General features: G+C 65.9%; 12 protein-coding genes, 2 pseudogenes and 2 riboswitches. Of the genes and pseudogenes, 7 read left to right on the top strand and 7 right to left on the bottom strand.

All coding sequences use genetic code 11. The annotated features are described in order from the left end of the window. The first annotated feature begins 24 nt into the window (after positions 1-24). The 3 genes and pseudogenes from UCD39_RS08115 to UCD39_RS08125 all read left to right on the top strand — a co-directional run bounded on the left by UCD39_RS08115 (position 25) and on the right by UCD39_RS08125 (position 2,709). On the top strand, positions 25-1,374 hold the full coding sequence (locus UCD39_RS08115) for an acyclic terpene utilization AtuA family protein (RefSeq protein WP_330495562.1): 1,350 nt from the start codon (positions 25-27) through the stop codon (positions 1,372-1,374). After that, positions 1,371-1,670 carry an AtuA-related protein gene (locus tag UCD39_RS08120; protein WP_330495563.1) on the top strand — a complete coding sequence of 100 codons (300 nt, stop codon included), beginning with the start codon at positions 1,371-1,373 and terminating at the stop codon, positions 1,668-1,670. Before UCD39_RS08115 ends, UCD39_RS08120 begins: the two co-directional genes overlap by 4 nt. A gap of 84 nt (positions 1,671-1,754) precedes the next feature. Continuing rightward, positions 1,755-2,709: pseudogene (locus UCD39_RS08125) on the top strand (IS481 family transposase). Here UCD39_RS08125 and UCD39_RS08130 read toward each other — a convergent pair. Further along, positions 2,647-3,621 carry a LysR family transcriptional regulator gene (locus tag UCD39_RS08130; RefSeq protein WP_330495564.1) on the bottom strand — a complete coding sequence of 325 codons (975 nt, stop codon included), beginning with the start codon at positions 3,619-3,621 and terminating at the stop codon, positions 2,647-2,649. The pseudogene UCD39_RS08125 and the gene UCD39_RS08130 overlap by 63 nt on opposite strands. Positions 3,622-3,909: 288 nt before the next feature. Here UCD39_RS08130 and UCD39_RS08135 point away from each other — a divergent pair, with 288 nt between their 5' ends. Continuing rightward, positions 3,910-6,636 (top strand): TonB-dependent receptor plug domain-containing protein, encoded by a 2,727-nt coding sequence (locus UCD39_RS08135; RefSeq protein ID WP_330495565.1) that lies wholly within the window; start codon positions 3,910-3,912, stop codon positions 6,634-6,636. Positions 6,637-6,703: 67 nt separating this feature from the next. On the opposite strand, the gene UCD39_RS08140 is transcribed toward UCD39_RS08135, so the two are convergent. Continuing rightward, positions 6,704-9,676 (bottom strand): TonB-dependent receptor domain-containing protein, encoded by a 2,973-nt coding sequence (locus UCD39_RS08140; protein ID WP_330495566.1) that lies wholly within the window; start codon positions 9,674-9,676, stop codon positions 6,704-6,706. Positions 9,677-10,236: 560 nt separating this feature from the next. Next, positions 10,237-10,338, bottom strand: a riboswitch (glycine riboswitch). 195 nt (positions 10,339-10,533) lie between these two features. Beyond that, a riboswitch (glycine riboswitch) is annotated at positions 10,534-10,625 on the top strand. Positions 10,626-10,917: 292 nt separating this feature from the next. Between UCD39_RS08140 and UCD39_RS28725 the strand changes: the two are divergent. Together UCD39_RS28725 and UCD39_RS28730 are read left to right on the top strand one after the other, a co-directional pair. Next, positions 10,918-13,088 (top strand): annotated as a pseudogene (locus UCD39_RS28725) (S41 family peptidase); the annotation flags it as partial. A gap of 3 nt (positions 13,089-13,091) precedes the next feature. Beyond that, positions 13,092-14,135, top strand: coding sequence for a S41 family peptidase (locus UCD39_RS28730; RefSeq protein ID WP_503629721.1), 1,044 nt, complete (start codon positions 13,092-13,094; stop codon positions 14,133-14,135). A 61-nt stretch (positions 14,136-14,196) separates the two neighbouring features. On the opposite strand, the gene UCD39_RS08155 is transcribed toward UCD39_RS28730, so the two are convergent. The 5 genes from UCD39_RS08155 to UCD39_RS08175 form a co-directional block, all read right to left on the bottom strand. Continuing rightward, positions 14,197-14,856 (bottom strand): PepSY domain-containing protein, encoded by a 660-nt coding sequence (locus tag UCD39_RS08155; RefSeq protein ID WP_330496523.1) that lies wholly within the window; start codon positions 14,854-14,856, stop codon positions 14,197-14,199. Then, positions 14,745-15,596: a PepSY-associated TM helix domain-containing protein gene (locus UCD39_RS08160; protein ID WP_330495569.1), complete on the bottom strand. Its 852-nt coding sequence runs from the start codon at positions 15,594-15,596 to the stop codon at positions 14,745-14,747. The genes UCD39_RS08155 and UCD39_RS08160 overlap by 112 nt, the downstream gene beginning before the upstream one ends. Before the next feature lie 54 nt (positions 15,597-15,650). Further along, a complete protein-coding gene (locus UCD39_RS08165; RefSeq protein ID WP_330495570.1) occupies positions 15,651-18,068 on the bottom strand; it encodes a TonB-dependent receptor family protein in 2,418 nt (805 codons plus the stop codon). Positions 18,069-18,218: 150 nt separating this feature from the next. Beyond that, a complete protein-coding gene (locus tag UCD39_RS08170) occupies positions 18,219-18,707 on the bottom strand; it encodes a hypothetical protein (RefSeq protein WP_330495571.1) in 489 nt (162 codons plus the stop codon). A 65-nt stretch (positions 18,708-18,772) separates the two neighbouring features. Further along, positions 18,773-19,507 (bottom strand): cyclic nucleotide-binding domain-containing protein, encoded by a 735-nt coding sequence (locus UCD39_RS08175; protein ID WP_330495572.1) that lies wholly within the window; start codon positions 19,505-19,507, stop codon positions 18,773-18,775. A gap of 240 nt (positions 19,508-19,747) precedes the next feature. On the opposite strand from UCD39_RS08175, the gene UCD39_RS08180 reads away from it, so the two are divergent. Continuing rightward, positions 19,748-22,501 carry a nitrate/nitrite transporter gene (locus UCD39_RS08180; protein ID WP_330495573.1) on the top strand — a complete coding sequence of 918 codons (2,754 nt, stop codon included), beginning with the start codon at positions 19,748-19,750 and terminating at the stop codon, positions 22,499-22,501. Positions 22,502-22,509 lie beyond the last annotated feature (8 nt).

The raw sequence follows: 22,509 nt of genomic DNA on the forward strand, positions 1-22,509 counted from the left end.
GACTGTGACCAGGAGGCCCCCGCGTTGAAGCGCGTCAGACTAGGCACCGGTGCCGGCTATTCCGGCGACCGTATCGAGCCGGCGGTGGAATTGGCCGAGGCGGGGGACATCCGCTACCTGGTCTTCGAATGCCTGGCGGAACGGACCATCGCCCTGGCCCAGTTGGCCAAGCGGCGCGACCCGTCCGCCGGCTTCGATCCCTTGTTGGTCGACCGCATGGCCGCCGTCCTTCCCGCCTGCCGACGCAACGGCATCAGCATCATCACCAACATGGGGGCCGCCAATCCCCACGCCGCGGGTGCCGCCGTGGCCGCAATGGCGCGGTTCCTGGGCCTGGCGCCGATGCGGATCGCCGTTGTCACGGGCGACGATGTGACCGGCGTGATCCGCGCTCGCGGCGATCTGGCGCTGGAGGAGACGGGCGCCCCCGTTTCCGGCCTGTCGGACAGTCTGGTGTCGGCCAACGCCTATCTGGGGGCCGATCCCATCGTGCGGGCGCTGAAGGCGGGGGCGGACGTGGTCATCACCGGCCGGGTGGCCGACCCGTCCTTGTTCCTGGCGCCGCTGATCCACGAATTCGGCTGGGCGGCGGATGACTGGTCCCTGATGGGCAAGGGCACCCTGGTGGGACACCTGATGGAATGCGCGGGCCAGGTCAGTGGCGGCTATTTCGCCGATCCGGGCTACAAGGACGTGCTCAACCTGGCGCGCCTGGGCTTCCCCATCGCCGAGGTGGGGGCCGACGGCGCCGCGACCATCACCAAGGTCGCCGGCAGCGGCGGCCTGATCAGCGCCGCCACCTGCCGGGAGCAGCTGCTGTATGAGGTGCATGACCCCGCGCGGTATCTGACCCCCGACGTCACAGCCGATTTCAGCGGTGTGACCATCACCGAACTGGGGCACGACCGGGTGCGGGTGGCGGGGGCCCAGGGAGACGCCCGGCCCGATAGCCTCAAGGTTTCGCTGGGGTACAGCGACGGCTACATCGGCGAGGGCCAGATCTCCTACGCCGGGCCAGGGGCCCTGGCGCGGGCGCGCCTGGCCCGTGACATCGTGGCGGAGCGCCTGCGCATCATTGGCCTGCCCCTGCGCGAGGTGCGGCTGGACCTTATCGGGGTGGACGCCATCCATGGGCCCGAGCTGTCGGCGACGGCCCCCGAGCCCTACGAGGTTCGCCTGCGCGTCGCCGGCCGCACCCACACCCTGAAGGAGGCGGAGCGCATCGGCAATGAGGTGGAAGGCCTTTACACCAACGGCCCGGCCGGCGGCGGCGGTGCCACCAAGACCGCGAAGGAAGTTATCGCCGTGCAGTCCACGCTGATCCCCCGCGACCTGGTCACCCCCCAGGTCCACCTGATGGAGGTTACGCCATGAAGCTGCGCGATCTGGCCCATTCCCGCACGGGGGACAAGGGCAATACCTCCAACATCTCCGTCATCGCCTACCGTGCCGAAGACTACGCTCTGCTGGAGGCGACGGTGACGGTTGAGCGGGTGCGCCAGCACCTGGGCGCGCTGGTGCAGGGGGAGGTGGTGCGCTATGCCCTGCCCGGTCTGGGGGCGCTGAATTTCGTCCTGACCCGCGCGCTGGGCGGCGGCGTCACGCGGTCACTGGCCCTGGACGCCCACGGCAAGTGCCTCGGTTCCGCCATCCTGGACCTCGACATCTAGGTGTGAGTTGCCAATAGGTTGTCCACTCGATCCTGCCGGAGGAAGCTGAGGTTGCGAAGCTTCAGCAATCCTCGGGAGGATCGAGTGAACGTGCACAAGAATGCCCGATTGACGCCAAGGGGTCGAGCCGAGTTGGTTCGGCGAGTGCTCGCCGGCGACGGCGTTCAGGCCGTGGCGACAGCCTTCGGCACGACGGCGAAGACCGTCAGGAAATGGGTTGAACGGTACCAGGCCATGGGCCTGCCCGGCCTGGAGGACCGGTCCTCCAGGCCGCACCGACTGCGCAAGCCCACACCGCCGGCCGTGGTGGAACAGATCATCGCTTCGCGCCGGCAGCGCTTGGTCGGGAAAGCAAATCGCCCAGGAAGCTGGGGTCTCCTGCTCAACGGTCAGCCGTGTCCTCCGGGCTGCGAAACTCAGCCGCGCCAAAGACCTTCAACCGCAGGAACCGGTCATCCGCTATGAGCGCAAGGCACCAGGCGAACTGATCCATCTGGACATCAAGAAGCTGGGCCGCTTCGAGAAAGTCGGCCATCGCATCACCGGCGACCGTACTGGCCAGAGCAACAGCCGAGGCGTCGGCTGGGAGTTCGTCCACGTCTGCATCGATGACGCCTCACGCTTGGCGTTCAGCCAGATCATGAAAGACGAGACAACCCAAAGCTCCGTCCCGTTCCTCAAGGCCGCGGTCGCCTACTACGCCAGCCTGGGCATAAAGGTCACCCGCGTCATGACCGATAACGGTTCCTGCTACAGGGCCTTCGCCTTCCGCGACGCCTGTGCCGAGTTGGGCCTGAAACACATCAGGACAAAACCCTACACCCCGAAAACCAACGGCAAGGCCGAGCGCTTCATTCAAACCGCCCTGCGGGAGTGGGCCTACGCAAAGGCGTATCCCTCCTCAGACGGGCGCGCCGCCGAATTGCCCGCCTGGCTGCACCGATACAACTGGCATCGACCACACAGCAGCCTAAAATCATTGCCGCCCATCAGCCGCATCGGCCTCGATCGGGACAACCTGATGACACTCCACATCTAGGCAAGGGCCCGGCGTCGCGGCGCAGGAATTGGCCGCCGCGAGCAGCACCTTGGTGAATTCCTCCACCGCCGGCAGCAGCGAGCTGCCCCGGCGCTTGATGATGACGATGCGGCGGACGAAGCCGGCATCGTCGATGGGCCGCGTGGCGATGTCGGCAAAGCCCCGAAGCTCGATGGCGGAGGCCGGCAGGATGGCCAGGCCCAGGCCGGCGCGCACCATGCTGACCGCCGTGGACATGTACGTCGCCTCGCATGCCGGGGTGGCGATGGAACCGGCGCCGGCGAAGGCCTCATCCACCAGGCGGCGAACGCTGGTGTCCTTGTCCATCAGCACCAGCGGGAATTGGGAAATGACGGGCACGGAGGCCAGGGGCAACTCACCCGCCGCGTGGCCCCGGGGATAGACCAGCACCAGCCGATCCTCGCAGACGTCGATGGTGTCCAGGTCCGGCTCATCCAGGCCGCCGACGCCGATGCCGAAGTCCACCTCCTCATTGCGCACCATGGCCAGCACCCGCTTGCCCACCGCGTCCTTCAGCACGAAGGAGACGCGGGGATTGCGGGCGCGGAAGTCCGCGATCAGGGCGGGCAGGGGGCCGGCGGCGAAGCTGGGCAGGACGGCGACCCGAATGGTGCCGCGTGGCTCTTCCGAGAATTCCCGGATGTCGGCCATGGCGCTGTCGAAATCCTTCATCAGGCGCTGGAACACGGGCAACAGTTCCTGGCCCACGCGCGTCAGCTGCACCGACCGGGTGTTGCGGTCGAACAGGCGCAGGCCGATCTGGTCCTCCAGCTGGCGGATGCGGATGGTCAGGGCGGGCTGGGAAATGTTCAGCGCGGCCGCGGCCCGGGTGAAGCCGCCAAGCCCGACCACCGCCAGAAAGGCGCGGATCTGCCGAAGATTGACATCCATATAAATTCCTTATCACGCCAGGGTCATTCATCACAATCGCCGCAGCCATGGGTGCCTGACTGGAAATGGCAATTATGCGACGGCTATTGATAAATATTGCATATTAATGCATGCAAAAAACAAATTTTACAAATCTAACGCCGACCACAATACTCCCCATGAATAGAGAAGGCGCCGCCAGCGCAGGCTGGCATAAAACGCCGATCGGGGAGGGTGATAATGAAATCCAGAAGTGTATCCACGTGCAAATTGACAACCCACCTGCGCGCCACCGTTTCGGTGGCAGCGATGGTTTATTTATGCGCGGGGATTTCAACCGCGACGGCGCAGCAAAAGGATGCTGATCAGGCGGATGACGGTATTGCGGAAATCGTTGTCACCGGCACCTATCTCAAGGTGAAAAGCCAGGCTGACATACCCGATCCCACCCAGACCCTGGACCGTGACGCCATCAACCGCTCGGGCGTCAGCAACCTCAGCCAACTGACCAACCTGACCCCCGCCAATATTGGTAGCATGGGGGGCGCGCAGGATTTGTCCAAGGGCGGACCGGAAAACCACGGCTCCCGCTCCGCCAATTTGCGCGGCCTGGGGCCGTCCTCCACGCTGGTGCTGCTGAATGGCCACCGCACCGCGGCCACGGACACCGACGGCAACCTCAATCCCTACGTCAACCTGAACACCCTGGTGCCGCTGATCGAGATCCAGCGGGTGGAAACGGTGCTGGACGGGGCGTCGGCCCTGTATGGCTCGGACGCCATCGCCGGCGTCATGAACTTCATCACCGATGACAAGTTCAACGGCGTGGCCGCGGGCGGGCAGTACACCTTCATCGACGGGGCGCCGAAATATCTGGCGGAAGGGATGTATGGCGGCGGCAACGACCGCTTCCATATCGTCGGCTCGTTCAGCTACGAACACCAGAAGAACCTGCAGAACTCCCAACGCCGGGTGACGAACTTCTACAGCCCGTCGGGTACGTCGCAGCCGGGCAACTTCATCCTGTCGTCGGCCCCGCACACCGCCAATGGCGGCGACGTCATCATCGACAATGGCGTCAACGGCGCCATCAACTATACCCAGCTGTACAACAACACCGTGGCCGCCCGGCTGGCGGGCGGGGCCAGTCCAACGGCGGCTGCGACCAGGAACGTGCAGGTGGCGGACCCCAGCTGCGACGTGCCGGGCACCGGCGGCGTGTTTGTGGGCAGCCGTTTCCCGCTGGGCGCCTGCCAGTTCAGCTATCAGGCCATGAACCCCATCCAGCCGGCCTACAAGCAGGTGCTGTCGCACGTGCGCGGCACCTACGACCTGACGGACACCCAGCATCTGTTTTTTGAAGGCCGGTATTACGTCCAGGATTCCGACCGCTACGGCGTGGCCAGCACGCCGATCACCCGGGGCAACATCATCGTGCCCGCCAACAACCCCGGCAATCCCTTCGGCGTCCCCGTCACGTTTCTGGGCCGCGTCATGGGCGTGAACGGCCCTTACGACGATGACAAGACCAACCTGACCGGCACCCATCTGGTAATGGGCGCCAAGGGCAAGCTGTGGGGCGACTGGGAATACTCGCTGGACGGCGTCTATTCCCGCGAGCAGCAGGTCTACGACGTCAAGGAAACCGACCTGGTGTCGCTGCAATACGCCGTCAACGGCTATGGTGGCGCCGGCTGTCCGGTGTCCTTCAGCGGTACCGCCAGCTTCGCCCCCGGCACCAACGGCTGTTCCTACTTCAGCCCCTTCGGCAAGGACCAGAAGGTCAACAGCCAGGCGGTCATCGACCAGTTCTTCACCTACACCACCTCGCGCACCGTCTCCGAATACATGATCGCGGAGGGGGTGGTGACGGGGAAGCTGTTCGAGCTGCCGGGCGGCACCAGCGCGCTGGCCGTGGGCGGGCAGTTCCGCAACGAATACCGTTCCATCCTCTATGACGCCTTCCGCATCAGTGGCCGCACCGCCTACCTGCCGCCAGGGGTGTCGGGGTCAGGCACACGCCAGATCGGCAGCGGTTTTGCCGAGCTGGGCCTGCCCATCCTGAAGGACCTCTATGTCGACACCGCCATCCGGTATGAGGATTACGGCCCCTTCGACAGCGTCGATCCCAAGATTGGTGTCAACTGGCACGCCACGCCGGAACTGACCCTCCGCGCCGCCGCCAGCACCGCCTTCCGCGCGCCGGCCCTGGCGCAGTCGGTGGGCAGTGCGGCGACCAGCGGCACCTCCAACCTGTATGATCCGCTGGTGGCCGGCGACAAGGGGACGTTCCGCAACGTCAACACCGTGCCTAACAACAAGCTGCAGCCGGAAACCTCCACCAACTACGACCTGGGCATCACCTGGAGTCCCATCCGCCATGCCGAGGTCTCGGTCGATTACTGGAGTTATGACTTCAAGAAAAAGATCGCCCTGCAGAACGCGCAGGCGGTGATCAATGCCGACCCCACGGGGCCGGCCGTCATCCGCGACGCCAGCGGCACCTTGGTGGGCGTCAATGTCGGCTACTTCAACGCCGGGGCCGTGACCACGGACGGCATCGACGTCTCCGCCGCGTATACCTGGGACCTGGATGACCACCAGCTGACCCTGCGCAGCACGCTGGCCTACATCCACAGCTATGAGATCCAGAACAGTCCTGGCGGCCCCGTGTACGAGGTGGTGGGGCATCGCAACGCCAACAGCTTCGCTCCGGTCACGCCGCGCTGGCGCGACAACACCTATCTGACCTGGGAACACGGCCCCCATACCGCCACGGTGACCATGCGCTACACCTCCGGCGTGGTCGACGATTACGGCGTGAACCTGGGGGCCGCCAGCTCCGCCACGGTGGGGTCCTGGGTGGTGTGGGACGCGCAATACGCCTTCCAGGCGACCGACTCCGTGCGGGTCAGTGTCGGCGCGGTCAACCTGCTGGACCGCGATCCGCCCTGGGCCAAGTTCACCGGCTATCTGCCCAGCCTGGAGGATGCGCTGGGCCGGCAGGTCTATATCCGGCTGGACACCAAGTTCTGACGTCCGAACGGTGTGTCGGGAAAGGCTGGCGGCCTTCTGTCGGGGCCGCCAGCCTTTGATCCATCGGTCAGAACGTCTTGCTGACGCGGGCGAAGACGGACCGGCCGGTCAAGTTGTAAAGGGTGCTTGGCACGGAACCGGTGCGGTAGGTGTAGCTGTCCGAGCCTTCGACCGGGGGCTTTTTGTCCCACAGGTTGCTCACGCCCAGTTGCAGCCGCATGCTGTCGTCCATCTGCCAGCGGACGGACATGTAGTGCGTGATGTATGAGGACACCCGCAGCAGTTCCCGCACCTGGGCGCAGTTGTTGCGGTTGCCGTAGGTGGTCAGGCCGGCGTACGCGCCGCAATAGGTCATCAGGTCCCCATTGCTGTAGAGGCGGGCGTCGTTGGTCGGGCCTATGTAGTTGATACCGTAGAACAGCTGCCAGGCGCCGTGCTGGATGCTGCCCTCGACCCAACCATTGGTCATGGGGTTGCCGCTGAGGCCATTGATGTCCAGGCTGGATGTCTCATCCCGATGCAGGGTGTGCTGGACCGTCCAGGTCCAGGCGCCCGTCACGCCTAGCCGGCCGAAGGGTACCTCGACGCCGTAATCGACCGACAGGTCCACGCCCCGGTTGCGTTCCCGCGATAGATTGACCAGACGGTTGTCCACGGCGGTGATGATATGGGTGGTCGGGTCGCGCGTGACCTTGCTGCAGAAGACGTTCCCGGACTGCGCCGGGCTATTGTAACACTGGTTGATAATGGCGTTGACGCCGTACGCGGCGACCTCGTTCTTGACGTTGATGTCATAGTAATCCGCCGCGACCTGCAGGTCGGCGAAGCGGGGCCGGAAGGCCGCGCCGACCGTGTAGTTGCGCGACGTCTCGGCCTTCAGGTCACCCTTGCCGCCGCCCTGGGTGGCCAGGATGCTGCCGGTGCTGGTCTGGAAATCTGACGGGATGCCCAAGGCGGAGCAGTTCTTCGTCAGCGACGGATTGCCCGTATCGCCATAGCGGACGCAGGGATCGGAGTAGGGGAAGAAGCTGGTCTGGTTGGCCAGATACAGTTCGTACAGCGTCGGCGCGCGGAACGAGGTGCCCATGGAGCCGCGGAAGGTGACCTCGGGAATGACCTGCCAACTCAGGCCGACCTTGTAGGTCGTGTCCGATCCGTAGCTTCGATAGTCGGTGTACCGGCCAGACAGGTTCAGGTTCAGCTTGTTGACCATCGGCAGGTCGGCCAGGATCGGCACGCCCATTTCCGCGAAAAGTTCGCGCACCGTGTCCGACCCCTCGGTCACGCCGGCCGTGCTAAAGCCGAAATAATTGCTGGCGCGGGCGTTGGCGCCCGGCACATCGTCCAGCCGCTGATAGCGCAGGGCGAAGCCGGTCGCCAAGTCCACCGTGCCCGCCGGCAATTTGAACAGCGAGGCCGACACCGACCCGTCCAGGCTGGCCTGGTCATAGGTGGTGTGGCCTTTTTCGCTGCCTTGCAGGAAGGCGCGCTCTTGCGGTGTCCAGTTCTGGTCAACCAGGAAGCGGGGATCCAGCCACGGGATGGAAACGCAGGAGACAGGCCCCGAGATGGTGATCAGCGAGGGATCGCACGCCGTGCCGGGGCCGGTGGTGGCCTGAAGCCGATCATTGTAAAAGAAGTTTTGGCTGTAGGTGCCGTCCGATCGCCCATACTGCGTGCTCACGTCCCAACTGACATCCTTCAGGAACAGCACGGACGGTATGGCGCCACGCAAGCCCGCGGTCGCCTGGCCATAGTTGACCGTCTGCGTGGACTTGTACGGCATGTTCATCTGGACCTGAACCGCGCCGGAGGAGTTGCCCCCGCTCGCGTTGATCAGGCCGTTGGCCACCGTGTTGTTGGGATTGGTGGGATCCAGAATGGGATAAAGGAACATCCAGGAGTTCGATTCAGACTCCCGTCGGTTCAGCAGCAGGTTGCCATACGCCTCGATGCCGTTGTCGAACTTGTAGGCCCCGGACACATAGACGGAGGAACGGCGCAGGGGCGAAATGGAGTCCGCGTTCTGGTAGGCCTCGGAATTGGAGGTGCCGTACGGGTAGGTGTCTGGATAGCCCCCGCGCGCCACCCGCACCCAGTCCGGCAAGGACCGTCTCAGATTAAGGGCCGCGGCGGGATATTGGGCCTTGGACAAGGTCGGGTCGTACTGGAACCAGCCGAGATAAAAGGTTTCGTCGAAGAACACGCCGGTGGGGTTCAGGTTCCGGCATTTGATGGCGCCGTTCTGATCCTGCAGATCCATGCGCGCGCCCGTGGTGGGATTATAGACATAGTCTTGCGCGCAGGCCGTTTCCGGGCGCTGCCGGACCTTCAGGGACTGCTGATCGTTGAATTCCGCGCCGATGTTGATGTAGCCGCCGCCGAATTCCTTGCCCCAGAACAGGGAACCCTGGCGATAGTTGCCACCGCCCTTGGTATTCACGGTGCTGTAGGCGTTGACTTCCAGGCCATCGGAGGCGCGGCGGGTGATGATGTTCACCACGCCAGCGACGGCGTCCGATCCGTAAATGGACGATGCGCCGTCCGTCAGCACCTCGATATGGTCGATGATGGACGCGGGCACCACGTTCAAATCCACCGGCCCAACCTGGCTGCCCACGCCGGCCGGGGTCAGGCGCCGGCCATCCATCAGGGTCAGGGTCCGGGTGGCACCCAGGTCGCGCAGGCCGATGGTGTTGGCGTTGGTGCCACCGACCGACACGGCGCCGCCGGCGCCCGTGGCCGACAGGTGGTTGTTGACCTGCTGCGACCCAGTCGCCGTCGATCGGCTCAGCAGGCCCACGGTATCGACCAGCCCTGCATTCAAGCCGTCTTCCGGCCGGACGATTTGGATGGGACGGTCGCCGTTGTATTGGGTCTTGAGCCGCGTACCGGTGACGATGATGGGCTCAAGGTCGGTGCTTTCCGACTGCGCCGTCTTGTCGGTGTCCTGGCTGGACGATGTCTGCGCCAGTGCTGGCCCCAGGGCCAGGCTGCTCAAGGTGAAGGCCGCCGAGGCCAACAAATGTCGCTTTTTCATTCTTCGTCCCCAACGAATTTGGCTTCCCTGTTCGTTTTGCTTGTGACGCCTTCCCCAGGCCCGGCGATCAGGCAACAAAAGCCCGTTCGCGCCCCTGCCCGGAGCGCGGTGCTAATCACCGGCATTTTTTTTATTTTGCTTTTTTAAAGTTAGTACTGACTAACAGAATGATGAAAACCCAAAAGATATCCAGCAACCGGGAGCGTTCCCGCCACCGGCTTTTGAAATTGACAGATGGAGCGGCATGGGCGCCGATCGGCGCCCACTTTAACTTAGTCGTTGATACTGTTGTATTTTTCCAGGTCGGTTTGTAGGCGGACTCCACGATAGGCGTGACACGGCATGGCCCGGGACGTGAGCCTGGGCATGCGAAGGGGCAACGGTTATCGGGGCTGTGATGCACCCGTTCACAGAGCAGGACCTAATGGTTTGATTTTTTACGCGCCTAATATTCGGCGGGATTTTCCCCGCCCACTCCGGCGCCCCATCTGTCTTTTTGCCTGAGAGATTTACTCCGTCGGCGGATCGGCTGGAAACCAGCGATCTCTTTCCAGATTTTGAGTGTTTGTACGGTCCTTTTGCCTGAGAGTTTCCGGGGCGGTTGCTCCTTCGGCGTCGACCAGGGGCAAAGCCCACCAGCCGATCTCTCCCGTACAAGACGGTCCGGATGTTCGGGCACAAAAAAGGAAATGTCAATTGCATTCGTGCAGAAATTATTTTCGTGCGCCCCAGCGATGATTCCGGTCCTTTTTCAACGTTTCCCTCCTTTCATGCCGTTGCCGTGCGCCCCGATAAAATCGCATCTCGGGACTGGGAAAAGGTGCTTGACACCCGGTGGCGACTCAGGCGTTCAATTAAGGGCTGATGCGGGAGAGACCGGTGATCGGGGCTATTCGTATACCGGCGCCGAAGGGGTAGCGATCTCAGGCAAAAAGACAGATGGGGCGCAACGGCCATCCGCCGCGGGCGCGCGACCATGCCTGAATTCACCATTCCGGACTGAGGTTTCCCGGGCACGAGGTTCGGTGCCGTCCGTCCATCAACGGTCGGGGGCGTTGTCCCGACCGGCCCGGATGGCGGCGGGGCGCGCCGAGTGGGCGGGCGTCCTGTCGAACAGCGACAAACAATGGAGCACGGAGGCAGTTTTGGGGATTTCCATTGGGGGGCTGGTGCGTCCCATCGTTGCGGCCTGCATCGTCTTGCTGGCGCCTGTCGGCGCTCAAGCGGGCGATCGGGCGCTGATGCGGTTTCCAGACATACATGGCGATGAGGTGGTCTTTTCTTACGCGGGTGACCTGTGGCTGGCCACCACCGATGGCGGGACGCCGCGCCAGTTGACCAGCGGGCCCGGCCTGAAGCTGTTCCCGAAATTCTCCCCCGACGGGCAATGGATCGCCTTCACTGGCCAATATGGCGGTGACGAGCAGGTTTATGTCATGCCCGCCAAAGGCGGTGTTCCGCGCCAGCTGACCTTTTATCCTGCGCGGGGGCCGTTGCCGGCCCGGTCGGGCTACGACAACCAGGTGACGGGATGGCGGCCCGATGGTTCCGCCATCCTGTTCCGGTCGCTCCGCGATGTGCCCACGGTGACGGAGGCGCGGCTCTACACCGTCCCCGCCGCCGGTGGCGAGGTGGTGCCGCTGCCCATGGCGCGTGCGGGCGCGGGCGTGTTTTCCCCGATGGGGGCAAGGTGCTGTTTTCCACCACCTCGCGCGACTTCCGCGCCTGGAAGCGGTACCAGGGCGGGTGGGCGCAGGACCTGTTCATCGCTGATCTGTCATCCAAGTCGTTGACGAACGTCACCCATAATGTCCGCACCGACCGCGACCCGATGTGGACCCGCCGGGGCATCTTCTTCCTGTCGGACCGCGACGGCCATCTCAACCTGTATCAGGCCGACGTCAATGGCGGGACCGTCCGCAAACTGACGAACTTCACGGCAGGGGATGCGGAATGGGCCAGCGCGGACGCGGATGGCAATATCGTCTTCCAGTATGAAGGCACGCTTCACGTTTATCGGGCGTCGGCGAATGCCGAGCAGACGCTGGCGCTGGACATTCCCGCCGGGGACGGGGCGGGTAGGCCGCACACCGTAAGGGTTGGCGGGCAGGTGGAGGACAGCGCCCTGTCCCCGGATGGGCGCCGGGTTGCGGTTGTGGCCCGGGGCGACATCTTCCTTCTTCCCGCCGACGGCCCTGGCGCCGCCCTGAACCTGACCCATAGTTCCGATGCGCATGAGCGTGCTGTCGCCTGGGCACCCAATGGACGCAGCCTCGCCTTCGTGTCCGATCGCGGCGGTGACGAGGAACTGTGGGTCATGGCCAGCGACGGTGGCGGCGTGCGTGCCGTCACCCGCGACAGCCACACCCGCTATTACCGTCCCGTCTGGTCGCCCGATGGGCGCCGCATCGCTGTGCTGGACAAGGATGGCGGCCTATTCGCGGTCGACCTCGCCACCGGCACCCGCCGGCCGGTCGGCGCCACCCGGGCCTGGTTCCAAAGGGATTATGAATGGTCGCCCGACGGACGCTACCTGACCTATGCGGAGATGCAGGCCAGCAACCTGCGCGCCATCCGTATTTGGGATGCGGATACCGGCCGGAACGAGATTGTGACCGATACCCTCTACGATTCCTTCAACCCCGCCTGGTCGCCGGATGGGCGTTACCTTTGGTTCCTGTCCGTGCGCGACCCGAACCTGCAGGTGGCCGAGGGCGAATGGAACTATGCCGCCAACCGGCAGACGCGCCTCTATGCGTTAGCCCTGCGGCCAGATGTCCCGAACCCGTTCATGCCGCCGAACCTCAACGAGGATGCGAAGGAGGGACAGCGGCCGTCCGCCGCCGATGCGCCGGCAGCCAATGGGGCCGGGAACGACAAGGGAGGCAAGAAGCGCGCCGCCGTGGAGTACGACGGTTTGGCGCAGCGGCTGATCCAGGCCCCGGCCGGTCCAGACAATTACGTCGATCTTGTCGCCGCCACCGACAGGCTGATCTTCCGGCTGCACGATGCCTGGACCTTCGGCGAGGAGGAGGGACACGCGTCCCTGTTCAGCCTGCCGTTCAAGGGCGGGAAGCCGGTGCGGGTGGTTGACGCCCCCCAGGGATATGATATCGACGCGGCCCGAACCACCGCCCTGATCCAGGGGGACAATGGGCAATTGGCGGTCGCCCATCTGGACGCGGGCGGCGGTCTGGCCGGCGGCCCCAAGCCGGTCGATCTGGATCGCCTGGTCACGACGGTCAATCCGCGGGAGGAATGGGCCGAGATCTTCGATGAGGTCTGGCGGCGCTACCGTGACTTCTTCTACGACCCGGGCATGCAGGGGCATGATTGGAAGGCCATCGGCGCGCATTACCGCGCCCTGCTGCCCGCGGTCAGCAATCGGGCGGACCTGAATTACCTGATCGGCGAAATGATCGGGGAGTTGAACATCAGCCACGCCTACGTGGCTGGCGGGGATGAGGGTCTGCCGCCCCGGCCCAGGACCGGGCTGCTGGGGGCACGGTTCACCTTCGACCCGGCGGTGGGCCTCTGGCGCGTGGCCAAGGTGTTCGAGGGCGACAACGCCGACCCGCAATACCGCTCCCCCTTCACCGAGGTGGGCAGCCGTGTCGGGGTGGGGGATTACATTCTGGCCATCGATGGGCGGCCGCTGGATGCCGCGTTCGGTCCCGACCAGGCGCTGGTCGGCAACGCGGACCAGATGGTGGAGGTGGCGGTGGGCCGATCCCGCACCATCGAACGCCGCGTGCTGGTCAAGACCCTGCGCAGTGAAAGCGCGCTGATCCGCCAGGAGCGCAAGCTGGACGCCATGCGCTTGGTTGACCGCCTATCGGGCGGCCGTATCGGCTATGTCCACATTTCCGACATGGGGCCCGCCGGGCTCGCGGAGTTCGTGAAGGACTGGTACGGCCAATTGCGCAAGGACGGCATCGTCATCGACATCCGCGGCAATGGTGGCGGCAACGTCTCGCGCATGATCCTGGAACGGTTGTTGCGCCCCGCCTACAGCCGAGGGTTCGTCCGGGGGCTCCAGATCCCCCAGACCTATCCCTGGGGCAACTTCACCCAGGTCTTCACGGGCGAGATGGCCATGCTGGTGAATGAGAACACCATGTCGGACGGCGATACCATGGCTTGGACTTTCCAGCAGACGCACCGGGGCCCCTTGATCGGCAAACGCACCTGGGGCGGCGTCATCGGCGGCGGCGATACCGGGCCGCTGCTGGACGGCGGGAACGTGACCGTGCCCCAGTTCGCCCTGGCCGGTCCCCATGGCGAATGGATCGTCGAAGGGCAGGGCGTGACGCCGGATATCGAGGTGGACTTCGACCAACCGGCCTTGAAGGGCGCTCCCGACGCCCAATTGACCGCGGCGGTGCAGAACCTGCTGGACCGGATCAAGGGCAACCCCGGCTCTCTCGGGGGACCACAGCCCTATCCCATCCGACCCTGAACCGGGGAACGGCCGGCCTGGGCGGGGGTGACGTCGCCCAGGCTGGCCATTTCCTGCCCGGTCAGGCCGGCAGCCCCAGCCAGTCCCGCGCCGCCGGCAGGCGCCGCAGCACCAGACGTTCCACCACCAGAACCAGGATGAGGGAGGCGCCCAACAGAGGCAGGAACACCCCCAACGCGACCAGCAGGGCCGCGAACATCAGCGGCGCGCGGGCCGGCCGTTGCGAGGCGCGGGTGGCAGGCGGCGCCCCCAGCGCCTTGGCCGGCCGCCGGCGCAGCCACAGCACCACCGAGCTGACGGCCAGGGTGATAAGGCTGAGCGCGGTGAAGACGCCCAGGGCCTGGTTCAGCCAGCCGAACAGATGTCCCTCATGGGCCGCGACCCCGATGCCCACCATCCGGTCCACCCAATGCCGCTGGCTGAAATCCACCCGCTTCAGCACCTGGCCATCGGGGCTGAGCGTCAGGTCGGTGCGCAGGGGGCGGTTCTGGGCATCCGACTTCGCTGTCCAATACCCGCCCGGCTGGCGTGGCGGGGAGATCAGCACCGGCGGCGCCAGGTTCAGGGGGGCCACCGTGGCGGCCAGGGCGTCCAGGGGCGCGTAATCCGTCAGGGGGCGGCCGGGGCGTGGCCATGGTGGCCGGCATGCTCGCCGCCGGCGGCCGCGCCGCCATTCATGGCCAGACGCTCCGCCAATTCGCCGGATCGGCCGGTGGTCCAGTCCTGCTTGGCCACGGCGGTGCCGGTGATCTGGCGGATTTCCTTGAAGTAGGCGCCCCAGTTCTTGGACCAGGGCAGGCCGCTCAGCAGCAGGAACAGGGCGAAGAACGATACCCACAGGCCGACGACGGCGTGCAGGTCCCGCCAGAACGTGCGCCCACCCCGGCCCAGGCGGGGGTAGAGCACGCCCGCCAGGCCGTCCGCCTGGCGGGGCCACCACAGGTAAAGCCCGGTCAGGATCATGACGATGGCCCACGACGCCGCCATCTCCACCACGAAGGACCCCTTGTCCCCCATCATCAGCTCGCCATGCAGGCGGAAGACGATGCGCATCAGGCGGTCATCCTCACTGACCACCTTCAGGATGGCCAGGGTCTGCGGGTGGATATAGACCCGGAACTGTTCCGTTCCCCGCCCGACGATGACGCGGGTGGCGGAGTCCGGGCCCTTGGGCAACTCATAGGCGTTCAGCACCCCGCCCGGCACCGCCGCGACGCCCGCCCGCGCCTGGTCGGACGCGCTGGCCCATGGGCCGGTGATGGTCAGGGTGTCATAGGGCCGGTCGATCAGCGCCTCCACCTGCGGCTTGAACAGGTAAAGCGCGCCGGTCAGCGACAGCCAGACGATGAAGGGGATGCAGAACAGCCCGGCGTAGAAGTGCCAGCGCCACACCGCCCGCAGGTCCAGCCAGGGGCGACGGCCGGCGGGCATCGCCGGGTCGGAAAGGGCTTCGATGCTCATCACGTGTCTCTCCCCCGTGGGCTTGGCGCCCACGGGGCCTCTGCTCGGGGTGGGTTAGAATTTCACGCGGACGCCGCCGATCACGGTGCGGGGCGACCCCGCCCAGATCGACCCGGTGCTGGCCGCCAGGGTGCCGGCGCCGTTCTGCCCGCCCGCTGCGTTCAAGGTGTCGGTGATGTTGGAGGCGGAGGCGACGTAGGTTTCATCGAACACGTTGCGCACCTCCACATACAGGCGCAGGCCCGCCAGCCCGGGGGCCGACGGCTCGTAATGCAGGTTCACGTTCACCAGGTCGTAGCCGGGCGCCTTCAGCAGGTTGGCGTTGTCCAGGTAGAAGGCGGCGCGGTGGTTGACCTCGACGAAGCCGCCCAGGCCTTTCAAGGCGCCGCTGGGCTGGTCATAGGCCACGCGGGCGTTGAGGTATGAGGGCATGACGCCGGGTATCTTGTTGCCCGCGCGGTTGAAGGCGGCGGAGCGCGCGCCCGTGCTCAGCACCTCGACATAATCGTCGTAATACTGGTCATCCAGCAGATAGGCCGCCGACAGCCGCGCGCCGGGCAGGGCGTCGGGCAGTGGCTGCCACTCGGCCGACACCTCGATGCCGCGATGGATCGAGGAGGGGGCGTTGAAGGTGAAGGTCTGCAGGTTGGCGCCGGCCGATTGCGATACCAGCTCGTTGGAGAAGAACTCATAGAAGCCGGTGACGGCGGCTTTCAGGGATGGCGCCGGCGTCCACTCGGCGCCCAGGTCGACCCCGACATTGGACTGCGGCTTCAACTGGGTGTTGTTGCCGAAGGTCCCTTGCCGGGTCACGAACAGGTTGCCGGACTGGGGCGTGCCATAGCCGGTGGCGACGCGCGCATGCAGCCGCCAATCGCTGTCGGGCCGATAAACCAGCGATGCCTCCGGCGCGACGTTGAAGAAGGTGCGCTGGGCCCGGATCAGCGTCGTGGTGACATTGCCACCCGTGGGGTAGGTGTAGGCGGTCTGCAGGGCGTCGATGTCGGTGTAATCGCCGCCGACGCCCGCCACCACGGTCCACTGCGGTGCCAGCGCCACCTCCTCCCGCAGGCGGGCGCCCAGATTGTAGTGGTGGCCGAAGATGGTCTGCGTCAGGGCCCCCAGGGCGCCGCCGCCAAGGGCCGTGGGCGGCGCCAGGTTGTAGCTGTAGGAGTTCAGGTCCTCATAATTGAAGGACAGGCCGGCGAAGTGGGTGGCCTCCAGGCCCAACACCCGGGCGTGGGCCGTCACGTCACTCATCAGGTTGAAGGACGGGATGGTGCCCCGGGCGCTGGTGGCGCTGGTCGGCTGGTTATAGTCCCGGTTGTCGAAAACGAACTGGGTGCGCCAGACGGTGTCGGTGTCGATGTCATGCTCCCACCGCGCGCCGACGATGGTCCGGCGGTCGTGCCGTCCCAGGCCCGCCTGGTCGGGGCTCAGGGTTAGCTTGGCGCCGTTGACGCCGTTGGCATAGACGCTGACCCCGGCGCAGCCGGCCGCCGCCAGGGCGGCGCACCCAGCCTGATAGGGGTTCTGGTTGAACTGGTTCAGCGACAGCCGCAGGGACAGGTTGGTGTCCAGGTCGTTGTTGACAAGCTTCACCGTGATCCGGTCGTTGGGGCCGGCGTCGAAGGTGGCCAGCAGGTTTTCCGTCGTGGTGTTGAAGGAGCTGTGGGCGGTGGTGCCATTGCCGCGCACATGGCTGCCGAACAGGCTGTAGTCGACGGTGTCGTCGTGCGCGCCGGCGGTGGCATAGACGTTGACGTAGCCGTGATCGCCGACGTCCGTCCCGGCCTCGGCCCCGTTGATGTCGGCGCCGTTCCGTGTGCGGAAATTGATGGCGCCGCCGGTGGCGTAGTTGCCGTAAAGGGCGGATGAGGGACCCTGGATCACGTCGATCCCGGCATAGGCGTGCGGGTCGGTCAGGTCGGTTCGGGACAGGCCGTCCGGCTGGGTGACGGGGAAGCCGTCCTCGAACACCTGGACATTACGGATGCCGAAGGTCTGCCGCTCGTTCGATCCCCGCACGGACACCGACACGTCGCGGGGGCCGTTGCCCTGCAGCATGGTGACGCCCGGCGTCAGGGACAGGATATCGGCGACGGAGAAGGCCGGGCTGTTCTTGAACTGGTCACGGCTGACCGTGCCCATGGTCTGGCCGGTGGGCTGGTCGCCGACGCGCCGCGCGGTCCGCTCCGCGGTCACCAACACCTCATGCTGAAGCGATGGCGCCGCCGTGGCCGGGCTGGCGGTGGTGGCCGGCGCCGCGTCCTCGGCATCCAGGGCCGCCAGTGCGGCCTGGACCTGGTCCAACTGGCGTTGCAGAGCCGCCCGTCGTTCGGCCTTGGTTGCGGGCGCCGCCTCGGCGCTTTGGACGGCTTGGGCCATGGCGGGGGTGAATGAGATCACGGATAGGGCGATGGCGGCCGGCAGCGCGATGGCGCCACCGGTCCGGGATGGGGAACGGAACACGGGATGACTCTCCTGCGGCCGCCCAAGAGGCGTCCCTAGGGACGTTCCAGAAGGCGGCCAAGACGTGTTCACGGCAGCGATCAGGCGCGCCGGAACACGAGCGATGACGGTAAGGCCGGCCCTAGGGGGGCCGGGAGGGGGCGGGTCAGGTCAGGAGAGGACCAGGGGCGGTCCGCGGGCCAGCCGTGTGCCCGGCGGCCGGGGGCGCGGCCAGGGTGCCGACAGGGCGGGGGCCCAGCCCATGGCGCGGGGCTGGGTGGGCAGGACCAGGATGACCACCAGCAGGCCCACCGCCAGGGCCGCGACCGCCGCGAACACGCAGGGCGCGTCCATGCCGTGACCGGCATGGTCCCCATGATGATGCATGCCGGGATTGGCCAGCATCGCCTGGGTCATGGCCGGGTCGGCCATCATCGTCTTGGCCATCAGGGCGTCGGTCATCACCGACAGGGCGTCATGCACGCTGTCGCACAGGATGACCGCGCTGGCGCCCGGCTCCCCCGAGTGCGGATTGGGCATGTAGCCGGCCGGGATCAAGCCGCGCAGCAACAAGGCCAGCGCCAACAGCCAGACCCAGCGCCGGGGCTGGCGCCCCTGCGGCAAAAGTCCTCTGGCGCGGTGGCGGCGACGCGGTTGCATAAGGTTCCTGATATGAAAGCGGGGCGGTGCCTGTCAATGCGCATGTCCACGCGTCCGGCGCGCGCTCAGGCTTCGGCCGTTCCGGGATGGTGGCCGAGGGTCAGCCGCGTATCGGCCTCCCTCTGGTCTATCAACGGGTCGGGGCGCGCGTAGCGGATCAGGGCGTCACGGTGCGTGATCTCGATATCGTTGCCTGAGACAACCACGCCGTGGGCGCGCAAGGTGGCGAAGCCGCGCGACAGGTTTTCCGGGGTCATGCCCAGGCGCGAGGCCAGCACCCGTTTCTCACAGGGCAGGGGAACCCGGTTTCCCTCGCCCGCCTGTCCCAGCATCCAATTTGCCAGCCGTTCGGTTCCCGTGCGCAGCTTCAGGTTTTTCAGGTCGCGGATCGCCTGGCGATACCCGCCGGCCAGTTCCATGACGATGGCCGTCATGAAAGCGGCGTCCTGGGACATGGCCTGGCGCACTTTTTCCGCCGGGATCATGACGATGCGCGACTTCTCGATGGTGCGGGCGGATTGAAGATAGACTTGGTCCTTCAGCACCGCCGCCAGGATGAAGGTACCCAAGGGCTGCACCAGGTCCAGCGTGGTCTCATCCCCCTCCGTTCCGGCATACATTTCCACCATGCCGTCGGTGACGATATGGAGGAAGTCGGCCCTTTCCCGTTCCTGGATCAGCGTGACGCCGGAGGGGAAGCGCTGCAGGAAGCCGGCGGTCACCAAATCCGCGAAGGTTTCCTCACGAAGGTCTCGGAACAGGGGCAGGGCCCGAATTTCGCTGGCGTCATCGGGTCTCACGGCGGCCCCCCTTGCATTTCATTCCTTACCATATCTGATGCTTGATATTTGTCAAATGAGAAAATAAATAAAGTCAAACAGACAATCTAATTTTTCCAATATCGGGACTTTTACTTTTAAAGTGGCTGGCTTTTATGCCTTTCGATCAATACTCGTTGATTCAAATCAAGGTTAGTTCCCCGGCAAATCCATAGCGTTTGGTCGGCGCCTACTATTGCGCCTCCCAACGGCCGGGGTCCCATGATGTCTGCCCATCCCGATGCAGCCGCCGCCGACCGGCGCGTTTCGCTGGTCATGAGCACGCTCGCCTTCACTGTCTGCTTCGCTGTCTGGACCATTTTCTCCATCATCGGCATCCGCGTCCGGCAGGAACTGGGGCTGTCCGAAACCCAGTTCGGCCTGCTGGTCGGTACGCCCATCCTCACCGGCTCCCTGATCCGGATCGCCCTCGGCGTCTGGACGGATCAGTATGGCGGCCGTCCCGTGCTGGTGGGCACCATGGTGTCGGCCGCCATCGCCACCTTCCTGCTGTCCTACGCCCACACCTATCCCCAGATGCTGGTGGCGGCGCTGGGCGTGGGCATCGCCGGTGGCTCCTTCGCCGCGGGCGTCGCCTATGTGTCGCGCTGGTTCCCGCCAGAGCGGCAGGGCACCGCGCTCGGCATCTTCGGCGCCGGCAACGTGGGCGCCGCCGTGACCAAGTTCCTGGCGCCGTTCGTGCTGGTCGCCTACGGCTGGCAAACGGTCGCCCAGGTCTGGGCCGGCGCCCTGGTGGTCATGGCCGTCGTGTTCTGGTTCACCACCAAGGACGATCCCGTCCTGGTCGCCCGCCGGCGGGAGGGCCGCAAGGCCCCGACCGCCTGGCTGGAGCTGGAGCCGCTGAAGAACGTCCAGGTATGGCGCTTCGCCCTCTATTACTTCTTCGTCTTCGGCGCGTTCGTGGCCCTGGCCTTGTGGCTGCCGCAGTACCTGATCAAGGTTTATGGGGTGGACATCCGCGCCGCCGGCATGATCGCCGCCGCCTTCTCCATCCCCGCCAGCCTGTTCCGCGCCTATGGCGGCCACCTGTCCGACACCTATGGCGCCCGCCGGGTCCTGTACTGGACCTTCCTGGTGTCGATCCTGGCCACCTTCGTCCTGTCCTACCCGCCCACCGACTATGTCGTGCATGGTGCCCGGGGGACCGCCGCCTTCCACATGGAAATGGGCCTCGTCCCCTTCACGGTCACCGTCTTCGTTCTGGGCTTCTTCATGGCCCTGGGCAAGGCCGCGGTCTACAAGCACATCCCCGTCTACTATCCCCAGCATGTGGGGGCGGTGGGCGGCCTGGTGGGCATGATCGGCGGCCTGGGCGGCTTCGTCCTGCCCATCCTGTTCGGCACGCTGCTGGACCTCACCGGCTTGTGGACCAGTTGCTTCATGGCGCTGTTCCTGCTGGTGGGCGGGGCGCTGCTGTGGATGCACCTGTCCGTCCGCCGCATGGAGCAGGTGGCCGCCGGCCCGGTGCTGGACGCGCTGCCGCCTTTCCCAGAGATGCAGGGTATGCCGGCGCCGGTGCGGGCGCCGAAGAAGGAAGGGGCCGTCCTGACCGATTGGCGGCCGGAGGATGTGGCCTTCTGGGCGGCCAAGGGCCGGCGCATCGCCCGGCGCAACCTGTGGCTCTCCATCCCAGCGTTGCTGCTGTCCTTCGCCATCTGGCAGGTGTGGTCGGTGGTGGTGGCCAAGCTGCCCCTGGTCGGCTTCCGCTTCACCACGGACCAGCTGTTCTGGCTGGCGGCGCTGCCCGGCCTCTCGGGCGCCACCCTGCGCATCTTCTATTCCTTCATGGTTCCCATCTTCGGCGGCCGCCTGTGGACGACGCTGGCCACCTGGTCGCTGATGATCCCGGCGCTGGGCATCGGCTATGCCGTGCAAAGCCCCGAAACGCCTTATGCCGTGTTCCTGATCCTGGCACTGTTCTGCGGCTTCGGCGGCGGCAACTTCGCCTCGTCCATGGCCAACATCTCCTTCTTTTTCCCCAAGGCGGAAAAGGGCAACGCGCTGGCCCTGAACGCCGGTCTGGGCAATCTTGGCGTCAGCGTCGTGCAGTTCGTCGTGCCGTTGGTCATCACCGCCGGCATCTTCGGCTGGGTGGGCGGCGATCCGGCCCTGGTGAAGGGGCCGGCCGGTCCCACGCCGCTGTGGATGCAGAACGCCGGCTTCGTCTTCGTGCCCTTCATCGCCCTGTCGGCCTTCGCCGCCTGGTTCGGCATGAATGACATCGCCTCGGCCAAGGCGTCCTTCGCCGACCAGGCGGTCATCTTCCGCCGGCGGCACAACTGGATCATGTGCTGGCTCTACACCGGCACCTTCGGGTCCTTCATCGGCTATTCCGCAGGTTTTCCCCTGCTGGCCAAGACGCTGTTCCCGGATGTGAACGCCCTACAGTTCGCCTTCCTGGGCCCGCTGGTGGGGGCGCTGTCCCGCTCCGGCACCGGCTGGCTGGCAGACCGCTACGGTGGCGGCCGGGTGACCGTCGGCGCCTTCCTGCTGATGATGGCGGGGGTGTGCGGGGTGCTGTGGTTCATCGGTGCCAAGGACCAGCCCCACGCCTTCACCGGCTTTTTCCTCTCCTTCCTGCTGCTGTTCTTCGCCACCGGCGTGGGTAACGCCTCCACCTTCCAGATGATCCCGGCGATCATGGGCAGCGAGATGGCCCGGCTGATGCCGGAAGCGGACGCCGCGACGCGGGCGCGCCATGCCGCGACCGAGGCCGCCGCCATCACCGGCTTCACCTCGGCCATCGCCGCCTTCGGCGCCTTCTTTATCCCCAAGAGCTACGGCACCGCCATCGCGCTGACCGGCGGGCCGCAGGCGGCTCTGTGGGCCTTCTTCGGATTTTACGTGACCTGCGTGGTCCTCACCTGGGCCGTCTACACCCGCAAGGGCGGCCTGTTGCACGACATCGAGCGCGCCCGGCGCGGCGCGCCCATCCATCCGGCCGCGGCCGAATAAAAAAGGAC

This window comes from Nitrospirillum karajorum (genome assembly GCF_036348415.1).
Taxonomy (GTDB): Bacteria; Pseudomonadota; Alphaproteobacteria; order Azospirillales; family Azospirillaceae; genus Nitrospirillum; species Nitrospirillum amazonense_B.